We start from the raw sequence: 15,717 nt of genomic DNA on the forward strand, positions 1-15,717 counted from the left end.
CGACCAGGCGCGCTGGCTCAGCGACCTGATCGAACCCCTGGCCCGCCAGCAGCGCGAACAGCGCCTGGCTCGGGCCGCACAGACTGCCACCACCCAGGTGGAGTTTTTCACCCTGGTCAGAGGAGAGGATTGATGAACGCGCCGCACAGCTCGCACTGGCTGCAACCGGCTTTCGACGACCCGGTGCTGGACGCCCAGCTCAGCTTCCGCGCCGCCCTCGGCGCCCTGGCCGAACCGGGTCTGCCGCGCGCCATGGATCGCGCCCACGCCCTGGGTGACCTGGCCCCGGCCACCTATGGCCTGTGCCTGGCCTTTCTCGACAGCGACACGCCGCTGTGGCTGGCGCCGCGCTTCGATACGCCGCTGATCCGCGCCAACCTGGCGTTCCACTGTGGCTGCCCGATAGTCGCCGAGCGCGAGGTGGCGCTGTTCGCCCTGCTCGATGAGCGCGAGCTGGGCGACCTGGCGGACTTCGACAACGGCAGCGAGCGCTACCCGGATCAGTCCTGCACCCTGCTGATCCAGCTGGGCGAGCTGCACGCCGGCCCGGCCCTGCGCTGGCGCGGCCCCGGCATCAAGGACGTGCGCAGCGTCAACCTGCCGTTGCCGGCCTCGTTCTGGCAGCAGCGCCAGGCCCGCAGCGCCTTTCCCCGTGGCCTGGATTGCTTCTTCGCCGCAGGCGGCGAGGTGATCGGCCTGCCGCGCAGCACCCGCGTGCTGATCGAAACCGAGGAGGCTGCCTGATGTATGTCGCCGTCAAGGGTGGCGAACGCGCCATCGACAATGCCCATCAACTGCTGGCCAACCGTCGCCGCGGTGATACCGCCGTCGCCGAACTGGGTGTGCAGCAGATCCGCCAGCAACTGCCGCTGGCCGTGGCCCGGGTCATGAGCGAAGGCTCGCTGTACGACGAGGAGCTGGCCGCGCTGGCGATCAAGCAGGCCGCAGGCGACCTGATGGAGGCCATCTTCCTCTTGCGCGCCTACCGCACCACGCTGCCGCGTTTTGGCGCCAGCGAGCCGCTGGACAGCACGCGGATGCAGCTGGAGCGGCGCATCTCCGCCACCTTCAAGGACCTGCCCGGCGGTCAGCTGCTCGGCCCGACCTTCGACTACACCCACCGCCTGCTGGATTTCACCCTGCTGGCCGAGGGCGAGTATCCGGCGCCGGAAGCAGCCGTTACCGATGAGCCCAAACCCTGTCCGCGGGTGCTGGATTTTCTCGCCGAGGAGGGCCTGATGGCCCGCGAGACGGACGACGGCGCCCCGGTGCCGGACATCACCCGCGAGCCGCTGGCCTTTCCCGCCAGCCGCGCCGAGCGCCTGCAGGCATTGGCCCGTGGCGATGAGGGCTTCCTGCTGGCGCTGGGTTATTCCACGCAGCGTGGCTACGGGCGCAACCACCCCTTCGCCGGGGAGATCCGCATCGGCGCCGTCGAGGTGTGGATGACGCCCGCCGAACTGGGTTTCGCCGTGCCGCTGGGCGACATCGAAATCACCGAGTGCGAGATGGTCAACCAGTTCGTCGGTGAAAGCGCCGAGCAGGCGCAGTTCACCCGCGGCTACGGCCTGGCCTTCGGTTACGCCGAGCGCAAGGCCATGGGCATGGCCCTGGTCGACCGCGCCCTGCGCGCCGGCGAGTATGGCGAAGAGGTGCAGGGCCCGGCGCAGGAAGAGGAATTTGTGCTGATGCACTGCGACAACGTCGAGGCCGCCGGCTTCGTCTCGCACCTCAAATTGCCGCACTACGTCGACTTCCAGGCCGAACTGGAACTGATCCGCACGCTGCGCCGCCAGGCGCCGGCAGAGGAGAACCGCTGATGAACCTTTCCACTGCAAGCGGCGCCCGCGAGGCGTCGGCCTACAACTTCGCCTACCTCGACGAGCAGACCAAACGCATGATCCGTCGTGGCCTGCTCAAGGCCGTGGCGATCCCCGGCTACCAGGTGCCTTTCGGCGGCCGCGAGATGCCGCTGCCCTACGGCTGGGGCACCGGTGGCATGCAGCTGACCGCCGCCATTCTCGGCCGTGACGACGTGCTCAAGGTGATCGACCAGGGCGCTGATGACACTACCAACGCGGTGTCGATCCGCCGCTTTTTCGCCCGCACCGCCGGCGTCGCCACCACCGAGCGTACGCTGGAGGCCAGCGTGATCCAGACCCGTCACCGCATCCCGGAAACGCCGCTGTCGGCCGGGCAGATCATGGTCTACCAGGTGCCTATCCCCGAGCCGCTGCGCTTTATCGAGCCGAGCGAGCAGGAAACGCGGACCATGCATGCGCTGGAGGACTACGGCGTGATGCACGTGAAGCTGTACGAGGACATCGCCACCTTCGGCCATATCGCCACCGCCTACGCCTACCCGGTGACAGTGGACGAGCGCTACGTGATGGACCCCTCGCCGATTCCCAAATTCGACAACCCCAAGCTGGACATGAGCCCGGCGCTGATGCTGTTCGGCGCCGGTCGCGAGAAGCGCCTGTACGCGGTGCCGCCCTTTACCCGCGTGGTCAGCCTGGACTTTGAGGATCACCCCTTCGCCGTGCAGCGCTGGGACCAGTGCTGCGCCTTCTGTGGCAGCGGCGAGTCCTTCCTCGACGAGCTGATCGTCGACGACGCCGGCAGCAAGCGCTACGTCTGCTCCGACACCGACTACTGCCGCCAGCGCACCGAGCGCCTCGAGGAGAATCTGCAATGAGCGCCGCCGAACCTCTGCAACCTGCCGTGGCAGCGGCCGAGCCGCTGTTCTCGGCGCGTGACCTGACCCGCCTGTACGGCCCGGACAAGGGCTGCCAGGGCGTGAGCTTCGACCTCTATCCCGGCGAGGTGCTGGGCATCGTCGGTGAGTCCGGCTCGGGCAAGTCCACCTTGCTCAGCCTGCTCTCCGGGCGCTGCCCGCCGGATCGCGGCGCGGTGAGTTATCGCGGCCGCGATGGCCAGTGGCTCGATCTGTACAGCGCCAGCGAGGCGCAGCGGCGCACGCTGCTGCGCACTGAGTGGGGCTTCGTCGAGCAGAACCCGCGCGATGGCCTGCGCATGGCGGTATCGGCCGGCGCCAACATCGGCGAGCGGCTGATGGCCCAGGGCGTGCGCCACTACGGCGAACTGCGCGCTGCCGGGCTCGACTGGCTGAGCCAGGTGGAGATCGACCCGGCGCGTATCGACGACCTGCCGCGCACCTTCTCCGGCGGCATGCAGCAGCGCCTGCAGATCGCCCGCAACCTGGTCTCCGCGCCGCGCCTGGTGTTTATGGACGAGCCGACCGGGGGGCTGGATGTGTCGGTGCAGGCGCGTCTGCTCGACCTGTTGCGCGGCCTGGTGCGCGAACTGGACCTGGCCGTGGTGATCGTTACCCACGACCTGGCGGTGGCACGGCTGCTGGCCGACCGCCTGATGGTGATGCGCCGCTCGCGTGTGGTGGAGGCGGGGCTGACCGATCAGATTCTCGACGATCCGCAGCATCCCTATTCGCAGCTCTTGGTGTCGTCGGTGCTGCAGCCATAAGCGTATCGCGAGCTGGCGCTGCGTAGGGTGGATGACGCTTTTCTCATCCACCAGCGAGTCGTCATCGGTGGATGGATAAAGCGCCATCCACCCTACAACCGACCACCCGTAGTCCCGAGGAAACCAGGGCTACGACGGTAATAGAGGTAGGTATGAACAACCTGATCGAGGTCAGCGGCCTCAGCAAGACCTTCACCCTGCACCAGCAGAACGGCGTCGTCCTGCAGGTGCTGCGTGACCTGAATTTCGCCGTGCGCGGCGGTGAGTGCCTGGTGCTGCACGGCCAGTCCGGCGCCGGCAAGTCGACCCTGCTGCGCACCCTGTACGGCAACTACCTGGCCGCCGGCGGCAGCATCCGCATCCGCCACCAGGGCGCGCCGGTGGAGCTGGTCGGCGCCGAGCCGCGCCAGGTGCTGGCGGTGCGTCGGCAGAGCCTGGGATACGTCAGCCAGTTCCTGCGGGTCATCCCGCGCGTCTCCACCCTGGATGTGGTGATGGAGCCGGCGCTGGCCCGCGGCTGGACGCGCAGCGACGCCGAGACGCGGGCCAAGGCCCTGCTGAGTCGCCTGAATATCCCCGAGGCGCTCTGGCAACTGGCGCCGGGCACCTTCTCCGGCGGCGAGCAGCAGCGCGTCAACATCGCCCGCGGCTTCATGGTCGAGTGGCCGGTGCTGCTGCTCGACGAGCCCACCGCCTCGCTGGACGAGGCCAACCGCCAGGTGGTGCTGGAGCTGATTCTCGAGGCCAAGGCGGCCGGCAGCGCGCTGATCGGCATCTTCCACGACCGCATCGCCCGCGAGGCGGTGGCCGACCGTTACCTCGACATGAGCGCCGCGGCGGCGCAACCGGAGTACGTCTATGTCGTCTGAACAGATTCTCAGCAACGCCCGTATCGTCACCGCCGAGCGCGAGTTCCTCGGCACCCTGCTGCTGCGTGACGGCCTGATCGCCGCGGTGGACGAGGGCGCCAGCCGCCTGCCGCAGGCCCAGGACCTGGGCGGTGACTACCTGCTGCCGGGGCTGGTGGAGCTGCACACCGACAACCTGGAAAAGCATATGAGCCCCAGGCCGGGGGTCGATTGGCCCTCGGCCTCGGCGGTGCTGACCCACGATGCGCAGATCGTCGCCGCCGGCATCACCACGGTGTTCGATGCGCTGGCCATCGGCGACATCAACCCGCGCGGTCGGCGCATGCAGCAGCTGCCGGCGATGATCGAGGCCATCGCCGCCAGCGAGGCGGCCGGGCAGACCCGCGCCGAGCACCGCCTGCACCTGCGCTGCGAGCTGTGCCACCCGGATGCCCTGAGCCTCTACCGCGACCTGGTGGAGCACCCGCTGGTGGCGCTGGTGTCGGTGATGGACCACTCGCCCGGCCAGCGCCAGTTCGCCAAGGTGGAGAAGTACCGCGAGTACTACATGGGCAAGTACCACCTGAGCCCGGCGGAGATGGAGGAGTTTCTCCAGGAACAGATCGCCAACTCGCGCCAGTACAGCGACCGCCAGCGCCGCGCCATAGTCGAAGACTGCCACGCCCGCGGCATCTCGGTGGCCAGCCATGACGACGCGACCCTGGCCCACGTGCAGGAGTCGGCCGGTTTCGGCATGGCCATCGCCGAGTTTCCCACCACCCTGGAAGCGGCCCGGGCCAGCCACGAGCTGGGGCTGAAGGTGCTGATGGGCGCGCCGAACCTGGTGCGCGGCGGCTCGCACTCCGGCAATATCGCCGCCGCCGAACTGGCGCGCCACGGCGTGCTGGATATCCTCTCCAGCGACTACTACCCGGCCAGCCTGCTGCACGCGGCCTGGCTGCTCGCCGGGCAGGACAACGACTATGATTTGCCGGCGGCCATCGCCACCGTGAGCCGCGCGCCGGCCAGGGCGGCCGGCCTGGATGATCGCGGCGAGATTCGCGTCGGCCTGCGCGCCGACCTGGTGCAGGCCAGGGCGCATGGCCAGCAACCGGTGATCCAGCAGGTGTGGCGCCAAGCACGAAGGGTGTTCTGATGCAGGGCAGGTTGATCTATCTGATGGGGCCTTCTGGCTCGGGCAAGGACAGCCTGTTGCAAGCCGCACGTGCGCCGCTGGAGGCGCACGGCTGCCGTTTCGCCCGGCGGGTGATCACCCGCAGCGCCGAATCGGTCGGCGAGGATGCCCTAGGGGTCAGCCCGGCGGAGTTCGAGCGCCTGCAGGGCGAGGGTGCCTTCGCCCTGAGCTGGCGCGCCAACGGCCTGGCCTACGGCATCCCGCGCGAGATCGATGACTGGCTGAGCGCCGGCCAGGATGTGCTGATCAACGGTTCGCGCGGTCATCTCGAGGCGGCTCGTCAGCGCTATCCGGATCTGCTGGCGATTGTTCTGCAGGTCGACGAAGCGGTGCTGCGCCAGCGCCTGCTGGCTCGCGGCCGGGAGACGCCGGAGCAGATCGAACAGCGCCTGGCGCGCAGTCGCCAGTTGCAGCAGGAGGAGAGGGCAGGCACCGTCATCCTCGACAACTCCGGCCCCCTGCCGCATACCGTCAGTCGCCTGCTGCACCTGCTCGACGAGGCTCGCCGATGCGCCTGACCCTGCTCGGCACGGGAGACGCCCGTCAGGTGCCGGTCTACAACTGCAGCTGCCCGGCCTGCGACGCCGCCCGCGTCTATCCGGCGCGCCGCCGTGGCCCCTGCTGCGCACTGATCGAATGCGGCACGCAGCGCTGGCTGATCGACAGCGGCCTGACCGATCTCGCCGAGCGCTTCGCGCCGCACAGCCTCAGCGGCATCCTGCAGACCCATTACCACGCCGACCACGCCCAGGGCCTGTTGCACCTGCGCTGGGGCCAGGGGCTGATCATCCCGGTGCACGGGCCTGATGACCCCGAGGGCCTGGCCGACCTGTACAAGCACCCCGGCATTCTCGACTTCAGCCAGCCGTTCGCCGCCTTCGAGCGCCGCGCATTGGGTGAGTTACGGGTCACCGCGTTGCCGCTGACGCATTCCAAGCCGACCTTCGGCTACCTGTTCGAAGGGCAGGGGCTCGAAGGGCAGGGCCGGCGCATCGCCTACCTCACCGATACCCTCGGCGTACCCGAGGCCAGCTGCGCCGAGCTGGATCGCGCGCCGCTGGATCTCTTGGTGCTCGATTGCTCCACCGCGCCGCAGCCGCTGGCGCCGCGCAACCACAACGACCTGACCCGCGCCCTGCAAGTGGTCGAGCGCCTGCGCCCGCAGGAGACCGTGCTGACCCATATCGGCCATAGCTTCGACGCCTGGTTGCTGGATCATCCCGACGCGCTGCCGCCCGGGGTGACGCTGGCCAGCGACGGGCGCGTGCTGTGAACAACGCCCGTCGCCTGACGTTGCTGCTGTGCACGGCCGAGACCCTGGGCATGGCCGGCTTCGCCCTGTTCGCCGCGCTGCTGCCGGAGTTCCAGCAGCTGTGGGGGCTCTCCAACACCGAGGCGGGCTGGATCGGCGGCGGCTTCTTTCTCGGCTACATGCTCGCCGTGCCGGTTCTCACCGGCCTGACTGACCGTCACGACGCGCGACTGATCTACCTGGCGGCCATGCTGCTGACGGCGCTGGCCAGTGCCGGTTTCGTCTTCGCCGAAGGCTTCTGGTCGGCCCTGGCCTGGCGGGTGCTGGCCGGTATCGGCCTGGCCGGCACCTATATGCCGGGACTCAAGGCGCTCTCCGAGCGTATCGACGGCGCCGCGCAGTCGCGCGCCATCGCCTTCTACACCGCCAGCTTCGGCCTGGGCACGGCGCTGTCCTTCATTCTCGCCGGCGAGCTGGCCAAACTTGGCGGCTGGCAATTGCCGGCGCTGCTCAGCGGCGCCTGCGCCTTGCTGGCCTGGGCCATGGTGCAGTGGGGGCTGGCGCCCAAACCGGTGGCGGCCCATGAGCCACGCCGGCTGCTGGACCTGGCGCCGCTGAAAAGCCGCGCGGTGCTGGCCTACTGCCTGGCCTATGCGGTGCACAACCTGGAGCTGTTCGCCCTGCGTGCCTGGCTGGTGGCCTTCGTGGTGTTCGCCGGGCGCTTGCAGGGCGTCGAGCCCTGGCTGTCCGCCACCTGGGTGGCGATGCTGGCGACCCTGATCGGCATGCCGGCGAGCATCCTCGGCAACGAGCTGGCGCTGCGGGTCGGCCGTGAGCGCTGGCTGATCGCGGTGATGCTGATGTCGGCGCTGCTGGCCGGGCTGATCGGCCTGGGCGCGGCGCTGCCGTTCTGGGCGTTGCTGCTGTTGATCCTGCTCTACGCGGTGACCGTCACCGCCGACTCCGCCTCGCTCACCGCCGGGCTGATCGGCGCCGCGCCGGCCAGCCACCGCGGCGCGGCCATGGCGCTGTATTCCTGCACCGGCTTTACCGGCGCCTTCCTCGGCCCGCTGCTGTTCGGCATGTGCCTCGACGCTCTGGGCGACAACCGGTTGCTCGGCTGGTGGGCGGCCTTCGCCCTGATGGGGCTGCTGCTGTTGCTCGGGCCGCTGGCCTTGCGCTGGGCGGGGGCGGCCCCTGGGTATTCCGGGGACGAGGCGACCTTGGTGCGCACGGCGCAGCCTGGGGGCCAACGGCTGCCTTAGGCCTCGGCTTGCGCTCGCCGGACTGATACAGGGTGCGTACGGCCGGCGGCGGCCCTAATCCAGCGGCAGCTCGGTGGTGCGTTTGACCTCGCTCATGGCGATATGCGAGTGCGCCTCCTGCACGTGCGGGCGCTGCAGCAGGTGGTCGCGCAGAAAGCGCTCGTAGTCGGCGATATCCCTGGCCACCACCTTGAGCAGGTAGTCCGAGCCGCCGGCCATGGTGTAGCACTCCAGCACCTGCGGGTAGCCCACCACCGCCTGCTCGAACTCCTCCAGATTGCCGCGGCCGTGGGCCGACAGCTTGATGTCGACGAACACCGTCATGCCCAGGCCCAGCTGCTTGGGGTTGAGCAGGGCGACCTTGCGTTCGATCAGGCCTTCCTCCTGCATGCGGTGAATCCGTCGCCAGCAGGGCGATTGCGACAGCTCGACCTTCTCCGCCACCTCGGCGGCGGACAGGTCGGCGTCGTGCTGCAGCAGGCGGAGAATCTTGCGGTCGATGGGGCTCAGCTTGTCCTGCATGACTGTTTCCAATTTCTTGTGATTGTTGGAAGGATCATGCGCAGTATCGGCAATTCGGCCCGCAAATAGAAAGAAAAAAGCGGAACTCCTCGGTCATGATCTTTGCCAGTCGTCCCGTACAGCGATCCTGGCGGGGCAGAACAGGGTGGCACCCACCGTTGCCATCCAAGGTCGCCATAAAAATAAAAGGAGCGCCCATGTCACTGGCCGAGATCCGCCTGGATGACAAGTACCGTCTCGCCACCGGTCACCTCTACCTGACCGGCACCCAGGCGCTGACCCGCCTGCCCATGCTGCAGAAGCAGCGTGACGCCGCCCATGGTCTGAACACCGCCTGCTTCATTTCCGGTTACCGCGGCTCGCCGCTGGGCAACCTGGACAAGAGCCTGTGGGACGCCAAGCAGTACCTCAAGGACAACCACATCCACTTCCAGCCCGGGGTCAACGAAGAGTTGGCCGCCACCGCCTGCTGGGGCAGCCAGCAGACCAGCCTGTTCCCCGGCGCGCGCTACGACGGCGTGTTCGCCATGTGGTACGGCAAGGGCCCGGGTGTGGATCGCTGCGGCGACGTGTTCAAGCACGGCAACTCGGCCGGCGTATCGCCCCATGGCGGCGTGCTGCTGCTGGCCGGCGACGACCATGGCTGCAAGTCTTCGAGCATCGCCCACCAGAGCGAACACGCCTTTATCGCCGCGTCGATTCCGGTGCTGAATCCGGCCAACGTCCAGGAAATCCTCGACTACGGCATCATCGGCTGGGAGCTGTCGCGCTACAGCGGCTGCTGGGTGGCGCTGAAAACCATCGCCGAGAACGTCGATTCCTCGGCCGTGGTGGAAGTCGATCCGCTGCGGGTCGAGGTGAAGACTCCCACCGACTTCAAGCTGCCGGAAGACGGCGTGCATATCCGCTGGCCGGACCCGCCCCTGGTCCAGGAAAAGCGCCTCAATACCTACAAGATCTACGCCGCGCGCGCCTTCGCCCTGGCCAACAACCTCAACCAGATCAAGCTGGATTCGCCCAACCCACGCCTGGGCATCATTACCACCGGCAAGTCTTACCTGGATGTACGTCAGGCGCTCAACGACCTCGGCCTGGACGAGGCGCTCTGCGCCCAGGTCGGCCTGCGCGTGCTCAAGGTCGGCATGAGCTGGCCGCTGGAGCCGGTGTCGGTGCACGAGTTCGCCGAGGGCCTGGACGAGATCCTGGTGGTGGAGGAAAAGCGCAGCATCATCGAGGACCAGCTGACCGGCCAGCTCTACAACTGGCCGGTGGGCAAGCGCCCGCGGGTGGTCGGCGAGTTCGACGAGGACGGCAATTCGCTGCTGCCGAACCTCTCCGAGCTGACCCCAGCGATGATCGCCCGGGTGATTGCCAAGCGCCTGGCGCCGATCTATTCCAGCCCGGTGATCGAGGAACGCCTGGCCTTCCTCGCCGCCAAGGAGGCGGCGCTGGCCGCGCCCAAGCACAACACCGCGCGCACCCCGCATTTCTGCTCCGGCTGCCCGCACAACAGCTCGACCAAGCTGCCGGAAGGCAGCCGCGCCCTGGGCGGTATCGGCTGCCACTACATGACCCAGTGGATGGACCGCAACACCGACACCTTCACCCAGATGGGCGGCGAGGGGGCCACCTGGATCGGCCAGGCGCCATTCACCGACACCCCGCACGTGTTCCAGAACCTCGGCGACGGCACCTACTTCCATTCCGGCCAGCTCGCCCTGCGCGCCTCGGTCGCCGCCGGGGTCAACATCACCTACAAGATCCTCTACAACGACGCGGTGGCCATGACCGGCGGCCAGCCCATCGATGGCGAGCTGCGCATCGACCAGCTCAGCCAGCAGGTCTATGCCGAGGGGGTCAAGCGCATCGCCCTGGTCAGCGACGAGCCGGACAAGTACCCGACCCGCGCCACCTTCGCGCCCATCGTCAGCTTCCACCACCGCCGCGAGCTGGACGCCGTGCAGCGCGAACTGCGCGAGTTCAAGGGCGTGTCGGTGATCCTTTACGATCAGACCTGCGCCACCGAGAAGCGCCGCCGGCGCAAGCGCGGCAAGCTGGTCGATCCGGCCAAGCGCGCCTTTATCAACCCGGCGGTGTGCGAGGGCTGCGGCGACTGCAGCGTCAAGTCCAACTGCCTGTCGGTGCTGCCGCTGGAGACCGAGCTGGGGCGCAAGCGCGAGATCGACCAGAACGCCTGCAACAAGGACTTCAGCTGCCTGGAAGGCTTCTGCCCGAGCTTCGTCACCGTGCATGGCGGCAGCCTGCGCAAGCCCGAGGCCGTCGGCCTGGGCGCGCTCTTCATCGCCCTGCCGGAGCCGCGCCAGCCTGCGCTGGAGCGGCCATGGAACATCCTCCTGCCCGGCGTCGGCGGCAGCGGCGTGACCACGGTCGGTGCGCTGCTGGGCATGGCCGCGCATCTCGAAGGCAAGGGCTGCACGGTGCTGGATCAGGCCGGCCTGGCGCAGAAGTTCGGCCCGGTGGTCACCCATATCCGCATCGCCGCCAAGCAGGACGATATCTACGCGGTGCGCATCGCCGCCGGCGAGACCGATCTGCTGCTCGGTTGCGACCTGGTGGTGGCGGCCAGCGAGGAAGCCCTGGCCAAGCTCAACGACAAGATCGCCCATGCGCTGGTCAACAGCCACGAGGCGGCCACCGCCGAGTTCACCCGCAACCCCGATGCCCAGGTGCCCGGCGCCGCCATGCGCGAGGCCATCATCGAGGCGGTCGGCGCGGCCAAGACCCAGTTCGTCGACGCCACCCGCCTGGCCACCCGCCTGCTCGGCGACAGCATCGCCACCAACCTGTTTATGCTCGGCTACGCCTATCAGAAGGGCCTGGTGCCGGTATCGGCCGAGGCGATCAATAAGGCCATCGAACTCAATGGCGTGGCGGTGCAGCTCAATCAGCAGGCGTTCCTCTGGGGCCGTCGCGCGGCCCACGACCTGGCCGCGGTGGAGAAGCTGGCCGCGCCCAAGGTGGTCGAGGCGCCGCGTTGCCAGAGCCTGGAGGAGATCGTCGAGGATCGTGCGCAGCGTCTGAGCGCTTATCAGAATGCCGCCTACGCCGCGCGCTACCGCGAGCTGGTCGAGCGCGTGCGCCAGGCCGACACTGACGCCGAGCAGCGCCTGAGCAAGGCGGTGGCGCGCTACTACTTCAAGCTCCTGGCCTACAAGGACGAGTACGAGGTGGCGCGCCTGTACAGCGACGCCGCCTTCCGCAAGCAGCTCGAGGCCCAGTTCGAAGGCGACTACCAGCTGCAATTCCACCTGGCGCCGAGCTGGTTGAGCAAGCCCGATCCGGTCACCGGCCAGCCGCGCAAGCGCGCCTTCGGCCCCTGGATGTTCAAGGCCTTCGCCGTGCTGGCGCGCTTCAAGTTCCTCCGCGGCACGCTGCTCGATCCGTTCGGCCACAGTGCCGAGCGCAAACTCGAACGCGAGCTGATCGAGGACTACGAGGCGACCGTCGCCTATCTGCTGGCCGAGCTCAATGCCGGCAACTACCGCACGGCGGTGGCCCTGGCCGAGATTCCCGAGCAGATCCGCGGCTACGGCCACGTCAAGGAAGCGGCGCTGGCCAAGGCACGCGAGCAGGCCGCGCAGCTCAAGGCGCGCATGGCCGTCAGCGAAATCGCCGCGGTGCAGTTGTTCGAACCGGCCGCCTGATCCTCCCCCGTCACCCCTTGCCACCCCCTCCCGCCTGGGAGCGGGGCGGCCTTTTACAATCCGATACCCGAGGTAACCCGATGTCCGTCTTCACCCACGTCGACTTCGATCAGCACGAACAGGTGGTCTACGGCCACGACAAGGCCAGCGGCCTGAAAGCCATCATCGCCATCCACGACAGCACCCTCGGCCCGGCCCTGGGCGGCTGCCGCATGTGGAACTACGCCTCGGACGAGGAGGCGCTGCGCGACGTGCTGCGCCTGTCGCGCGGCATGACCTACAAGTCGGCCCTGGCGCGCCTGCCGCTGGGTGGCGGCAAGGCGGTGATCATCGGCGACCCGCACACCGGCAAGAGCGAGGCGCTGTTCCAGGCCATGGGCGATTTCGTCGACAGCCTCGGCGGGCGCTATATCACCGCGGCGGATTCCGGCACCGGCGTGGCCGAGATGCAGATCATGGCCGAGCGCACCCGCCACGTGGCCGGCGCCGGCCAGCGCGAAGCCTTCGGTGGCGGCAGTCGCGATGGCGATCCGTCGCCGTCCACCGCCTATGGCGTGTTTATCGGCATCCAGGCGGCGGTGGCCCATCGCCTCGGCCGTCAGGACCTTTCCGGCATCCGCGTGGCCATCCAGGGCGTCGGCCAGGTCGGCTTCGGCCTGGCCAAGCTGCTCAAGGACGCCGGCGCCCAGCTGTGGGTGACCGATATCCAGGCCGCCAACGTGCAGCGCGCAGTCGCCCAGCTCGGCGCCACCGCCGTCGGCCAGCACGATATCTACGGCCTCGACGTCGACGTCTTCGCCCCCTGCGCCCTGGGCGCCATCGTCAACCCGCAGACCCTTGAGGCGCTGCGCGCGCCGATCATCGCCGGCGCCGCCAACAACCAGCTGGCCGACGCCAGCCTGGCCGAGACCCTGCGTCGCCGCGAATGCCTGTACGCGCCGGATTACGCGATCAACGCCGGCGGCATCATCGACGTCTGCTACGAGCGCACCGGCGGCAGCGCCGCTCAGCTCAGGGCGCATATCGAAGGCATCGGCCCGACCCTGACGGAGATCTTCCAGCGCGCCGAGCGCGAGGGCGCGACCACCACCGCCATCGCCGACCGCATGGCCCGCGAGCGTCTGCAGGGCGGCCTCTGAGCCGCGCGTACCGAACCCGGGGTGGCTCGACCACCCCAGCCTCCTGACTTTCACAACAACAAGAGGGCAAGTCCCAATGAGTCAAGACAGCATCGCCGCCGGCGCCTTCGCCGGTGCCTCCAGCAGCGCCGGCCGAGGCCTGTGGTCGTCGCGCTGGGTGTTCTTCCTTGCCGCCACCGGCTCGGCCGTGGGCCTGGGCAATATCTGGAAGTTCCCCTATATCACCGGGCAGAACGGCGGCGGCGCCTTCGTCCTGGTCTACCTGGCGTGCATCCTGGCCATCGGCATCCCGCTGCTGATGGCCGAGGTGATGATCGGCCGCCGCGGCCGCGCCAACCCCGAAGGCGCCTTCGCCGCCCTGGCCAAGGAGGCGCGGGTCAGCCGGCACTGGCGCTGGCTGGGTACCCTGGCGGTGCTGACCGGCTTTCTCATTCTCAGCTTCTACACGGTGATCGCCGGCTGGGCCGTGGCCTACACCCCGGCGGCCATGAGCGGCAGCTTCGCCGGGTTGAACGGCGAGAGCAGCGGCGCGCTGTTCGGCGCCATGCTGGCCGACCCCTGGCAGCTGGCCGGCTACGGCACCCTGGTGCTGGCGCTGACCCTCGGCATCGTCGCCTTCGGCGTGCGCGGCGGCCTGGAGCGCTCGCTGCGTTTCCTCATGCCGGGGCTGTTCATCCTGCTGCTGGTGCTGGTGGGCTATGCCGCCACCACCGGGCATTTCATGCAGGCGGTGCATTTTCTCTTCGACGCCGACTTCAGCAAGCTCAGCGCCCAGGGCGTGCTGGTGGCGCTGGGGCATGCCTTCTTCACCCTGAGCCTGGCCAGCGGCGCGATGATGGCCTACGGCTCCTACCTGCCGGCCGGCACCTCGATCGCCAAGACCGCGCTGATGGTGGCCCTGGCCGATACCGGGGTGGCGCTGCTGGCCGGCCTGGCGATCTTCCCGCTGGTGTTCGCCAACGGCCTGGAGCCGGGCGCGGGGCCGGGGCTGATCTTCGTCACCCTGCCGATCGCCTTCGGCCAGATGCCCCTGGGCCAGCTGGTCGGCGGGCTGTTCTTCATCATGCTGGCGATCGCCGCGCTGACCTCGGCGATCTCTCTGAGCGAGCCGACCATCGCCTGGCTGACCGAGAAGTTCGGCATCAGCCGCTTCAGGGCGGTAGCGCTCAGCGGTATCGCCCTGTGGCTGCTGAGTCTGGGCACGGTGCTGTCGTTCAATGCCTGGAGCGAGGTGACCCTGCTGGGCAAGACCTTCTTCGACAGCCTGGATTACCTGACCACCAACCTGCTGATGCCGCTGGGCGGCCTGGCCACCGTGCTGTTCGCCGGCTGGGCGCTGAGCCGCAAGACCGTGCAGGAGGCCATCGGCATCGAGCAGCCCGGGCTGTTCGCGCTGTGGTGGCAGGTGCTGCGGGTGGTCACCCCGCTGGGCATCCTAGTGGTGTTCCTGCATAGCCTCGGGTTGTTCTGACAACCGCTGGATGGCGGATGGATAAGGCGTCATCCACCCTAGGTCGGGTAGGGTGGATAACGCGCAGCTTATCCACCAAAGGCCTCAATCCAGCGCCAATGCCAGGCTGACGCCTTGGGGCCGGAAGCCCAAGCCCTCATAGAAACGGTGCGCCGCCTCGCGGCTCTGGCTGCTCGACAGCGCCAGCTTGTAGCAGCCCCAGGCGCGGGCGTGCTCCGCTGCGCGCTGCATCAGCGCCTGGCCGATACCCAGGCCGCGCGCCTCGCCGTCGACCACCACGTCTTCGAGGATCGCCGAGCGGGCGAAGTTGTGCGCCAGGTGTTCGATCAGGATCAGGGTGCAGGTGCCGAGCAGTTTGCCGTCGCGTTCGGCCACCAGCACCAGGCGATCCTTCGCCGGCTCGGCGAGGCGCAGGGCGAGCAGGGCGGCGTCGGGCGGCGGTTCGTCTTCGCCCAGTTGCTGCAGCAGGGCGGCCAGCGGTTTGGCGTCGGCGCTGCAGGCGGCGCGGATGACGTAAGCGGCGAAGGGCGAGTCGGGCAGGGTATCGGTGAGGCTCGGCATGGCGTGGCTCCCGGGCGGTGGATCGAAGGAGTATGGCGCGCTGTGCGTGGCGGTGGCATGACAAATCCGTGCGACGCCGCTAAGATGCCGCCCGGCCTTCGCGATCCCTTGCGCACGGCCTTGTCCCCTTAGTTCAACGGATAGAATAAGCCCCTCCTAAGGGCTAGATGCTGGTTCGATTCCAGCAGGGGACGCCACCTTCATCCTCTCCGATCCGCCGCGGTTCTCCGCACTTTCCTCTGATTCAAAACGACCGGCCTCCGCTATCGGACGCGTTTCAGGTGCCTGACATGGC

15 protein-coding genes and 1 tRNA gene are annotated in these 15,717 nt (G+C 68.5%); 14 read left to right on the forward strand and 2 right to left on the reverse strand.

Annotated elements, in window-relative coordinates; translation table 11 throughout:
• The 10 genes from N878_RS07450 to N878_RS07495 form a co-directional block, all read left to right on the forward strand.
• Positions 1-133, forward strand: a 133-nt coding sequence (locus N878_RS07450; RefSeq protein ID WP_031302879.1) for a phosphonate C-P lyase system protein PhnG, incomplete at its 5' end; no start/stop codon positions are given.
• On the forward strand, positions 133-744 hold the full coding sequence (gene phnH, locus N878_RS07455; RefSeq protein ID WP_021443045.1) for a phosphonate C-P lyase system protein PhnH: 612 nt from the start codon (positions 133-135) through the stop codon (positions 742-744). The genes N878_RS07450 and phnH, both read left to right, overlap by 1 nt.
• Positions 744-1,820 carry a carbon-phosphorus lyase complex subunit PhnI gene (locus N878_RS07460; protein ID WP_021443046.1) on the forward strand — a complete coding sequence of 359 codons (1,077 nt, stop codon included), beginning with the start codon at positions 744-746 and terminating at the stop codon, positions 1,818-1,820. The genes phnH and N878_RS07460 overlap by 1 nt, the downstream gene beginning before the upstream one ends.
• Positions 1,820-2,698 (forward strand): alpha-D-ribose 1-methylphosphonate 5-phosphate C-P-lyase PhnJ, encoded by an 879-nt coding sequence (locus tag N878_RS07465; protein ID WP_021443047.1) that lies wholly within the window; start codon positions 1,820-1,822, stop codon positions 2,696-2,698. The genes N878_RS07460 and N878_RS07465 overlap by 1 nt, the downstream gene beginning before the upstream one ends.
• Entirely contained in the window at positions 2,695-3,504 is an 810-nt protein-coding gene (gene phnK, locus N878_RS07470; protein WP_021443048.1) for a phosphonate C-P lyase system protein PhnK, read from the forward strand. Before N878_RS07465 ends, phnK begins: the two co-directional genes overlap by 4 nt.
• Before the next feature lie 152 nt (positions 3,505-3,656).
• Entirely contained in the window at positions 3,657-4,373 is a 717-nt protein-coding gene (phnL, locus tag N878_RS07475; RefSeq protein WP_021443049.1) for a phosphonate C-P lyase system protein PhnL, read from the forward strand.
• Positions 4,363-5,508, forward strand: a complete 1,146-nt coding sequence (locus N878_RS07480; protein WP_021443050.1) for an alpha-D-ribose 1-methylphosphonate 5-triphosphate diphosphatase — start codon at positions 4,363-4,365, stop codon at positions 5,506-5,508. Before phnL ends, N878_RS07480 begins: the two co-directional genes overlap by 11 nt.
• Positions 5,508-6,065 (forward strand): phosphonate metabolism protein/1,5-bisphosphokinase (PRPP-forming) PhnN, encoded by a 558-nt coding sequence (gene phnN, locus N878_RS07485; protein ID WP_021443051.1) that lies wholly within the window; start codon positions 5,508-5,510, stop codon positions 6,063-6,065. The genes N878_RS07480 and phnN overlap by 1 nt, the downstream gene beginning before the upstream one ends.
• Positions 6,056-6,820: a phosphonate metabolism protein PhnP gene (gene phnP, locus N878_RS07490; protein WP_021443052.1), complete on the forward strand. Its 765-nt coding sequence runs from the start codon at positions 6,056-6,058 to the stop codon at positions 6,818-6,820. The genes phnN and phnP overlap by 10 nt, the downstream gene beginning before the upstream one ends.
• A complete protein-coding gene (locus N878_RS07495) occupies positions 6,817-8,064 on the forward strand; it encodes a nitrate/nitrite transporter (protein WP_021443053.1) in 1,248 nt (415 codons plus the stop codon). The genes phnP and N878_RS07495 overlap by 4 nt, the downstream gene beginning before the upstream one ends.
• 54 nt (positions 8,065-8,118) lie before the next feature.
• Here the strand turns inward: N878_RS07495 and N878_RS07500 are convergent, their stop codons facing one another.
• Complete coding sequence (locus tag N878_RS07500; protein WP_003247035.1) at positions 8,119-8,586, reverse strand: Lrp/AsnC family transcriptional regulator; 468 nt, start codon at positions 8,584-8,586, stop codon at positions 8,119-8,121.
• 197 nt (positions 8,587-8,783) lie between these two features.
• On the opposite strand from N878_RS07500, the gene N878_RS07505 reads away from it, so the two are divergent.
• The 3 genes from N878_RS07505 to N878_RS07515 all read left to right on the forward strand — a co-directional run bounded on the left by N878_RS07505 (position 8,784) and on the right by N878_RS07515 (position 14,861).
• Complete coding sequence (locus N878_RS07505) at positions 8,784-12,251, forward strand: indolepyruvate ferredoxin oxidoreductase family protein (protein ID WP_021443054.1); 3,468 nt, start codon at positions 8,784-8,786, stop codon at positions 12,249-12,251.
• Positions 12,252-12,331: 80 nt separating this feature from the next.
• Positions 12,332-13,390 carry a Glu/Leu/Phe/Val dehydrogenase dimerization domain-containing protein gene (locus N878_RS07510; RefSeq protein ID WP_021443055.1) on the forward strand — a complete coding sequence of 353 codons (1,059 nt, stop codon included), beginning with the start codon at positions 12,332-12,334 and terminating at the stop codon, positions 13,388-13,390.
• 76 nt (positions 13,391-13,466) lie between these two features.
• Entirely contained in the window at positions 13,467-14,861 is a 1,395-nt protein-coding gene (locus N878_RS07515) for a sodium-dependent transporter (RefSeq protein ID WP_021443056.1), read from the forward strand.
• 84 nt (positions 14,862-14,945) lie between these two features.
• On the opposite strand, the gene N878_RS07520 is transcribed toward N878_RS07515, so the two are convergent.
• On the reverse strand, positions 14,946-15,422 hold the full coding sequence (locus N878_RS07520) for a GNAT family N-acetyltransferase (RefSeq protein ID WP_021443057.1): 477 nt from the start codon (positions 15,420-15,422) through the stop codon (positions 14,946-14,948).
• A gap of 122 nt (positions 15,423-15,544) precedes the next feature.
• On the opposite strand from N878_RS07520, the gene N878_RS07525 reads away from it, so the two are divergent.
• Positions 15,545-15,619 (forward strand) — tRNA-Arg (locus N878_RS07525).
• Positions 15,620-15,717 lie beyond the last annotated feature (98 nt).

This window comes from Pseudomonas sp. EGD-AK9 (assembly GCF_000465935.2).
Classification (GTDB): Bacteria; Pseudomonadota; Gammaproteobacteria; order Pseudomonadales; family Pseudomonadaceae; genus Aquipseudomonas.

What these genes read in the sequence shown, in the direction of transcription:
- N878_RS07480 (WP_021443050.1), top strand. Translation starts at nt 4,363, where the DNA reads ATGTCGTCTGAACAGATTCTCAGCAACGCCCGTATCGTCACCGCCGAG.
- phnN (WP_021443051.1), top strand. Translation starts at nt 5,508, where the DNA reads ATGCAGGGCAGGTTGATCTATCTGATGGGGCCTTCTGGCTCGGGCAAG.
- N878_RS07510 (WP_021443055.1), top strand. Translation starts at nt 12,332, where the DNA reads ATGTCCGTCTTCACCCACGTCGACTTCGATCAGCACGAACAGGTGGTC.
- phnP (WP_021443052.1), top strand. Translation starts at nt 6,056, where the DNA reads ATGCGCCTGACCCTGCTCGGCACGGGAGACGCCCGTCAGGTGCCGGTC.
- N878_RS07515 (WP_021443056.1), top strand. Translation starts at nt 13,467, where the DNA reads ATGAGTCAAGACAGCATCGCCGCCGGCGCCTTCGCCGGTGCCTCCAGC.
- phnL (WP_021443049.1), top strand. Translation starts at nt 3,657, where the DNA reads ATGAACAACCTGATCGAGGTCAGCGGCCTCAGCAAGACCTTCACCCTG.
- phnH (WP_021443045.1), top strand. Translation starts at nt 133, where the DNA reads ATGAACGCGCCGCACAGCTCGCACTGGCTGCAACCGGCTTTCGACGAC.
- N878_RS07520 (WP_021443057.1), bottom strand. Translation starts at nt 15,422, where the DNA reads ATGCCGAGCCTCACCGATACCCTGCCCGACTCGCCCTTCGCCGCTTAC.
- N878_RS07460 (WP_021443046.1), top strand. Translation starts at nt 744, where the DNA reads ATGTATGTCGCCGTCAAGGGTGGCGAACGCGCCATCGACAATGCCCAT.
- phnK (WP_021443048.1), top strand. Translation starts at nt 2,695, where the DNA reads ATGAGCGCCGCCGAACCTCTGCAACCTGCCGTGGCAGCGGCCGAGCCG.
- N878_RS07505 (WP_021443054.1), top strand. Translation starts at nt 8,784, where the DNA reads ATGTCACTGGCCGAGATCCGCCTGGATGACAAGTACCGTCTCGCCACC.
- N878_RS07465 (WP_021443047.1), top strand. Translation starts at nt 1,820, where the DNA reads ATGAACCTTTCCACTGCAAGCGGCGCCCGCGAGGCGTCGGCCTACAAC.
- N878_RS07500 (WP_003247035.1), bottom strand. Translation starts at nt 8,586, where the DNA reads ATGCAGGACAAGCTGAGCCCCATCGACCGCAAGATTCTCCGCCTGCTG.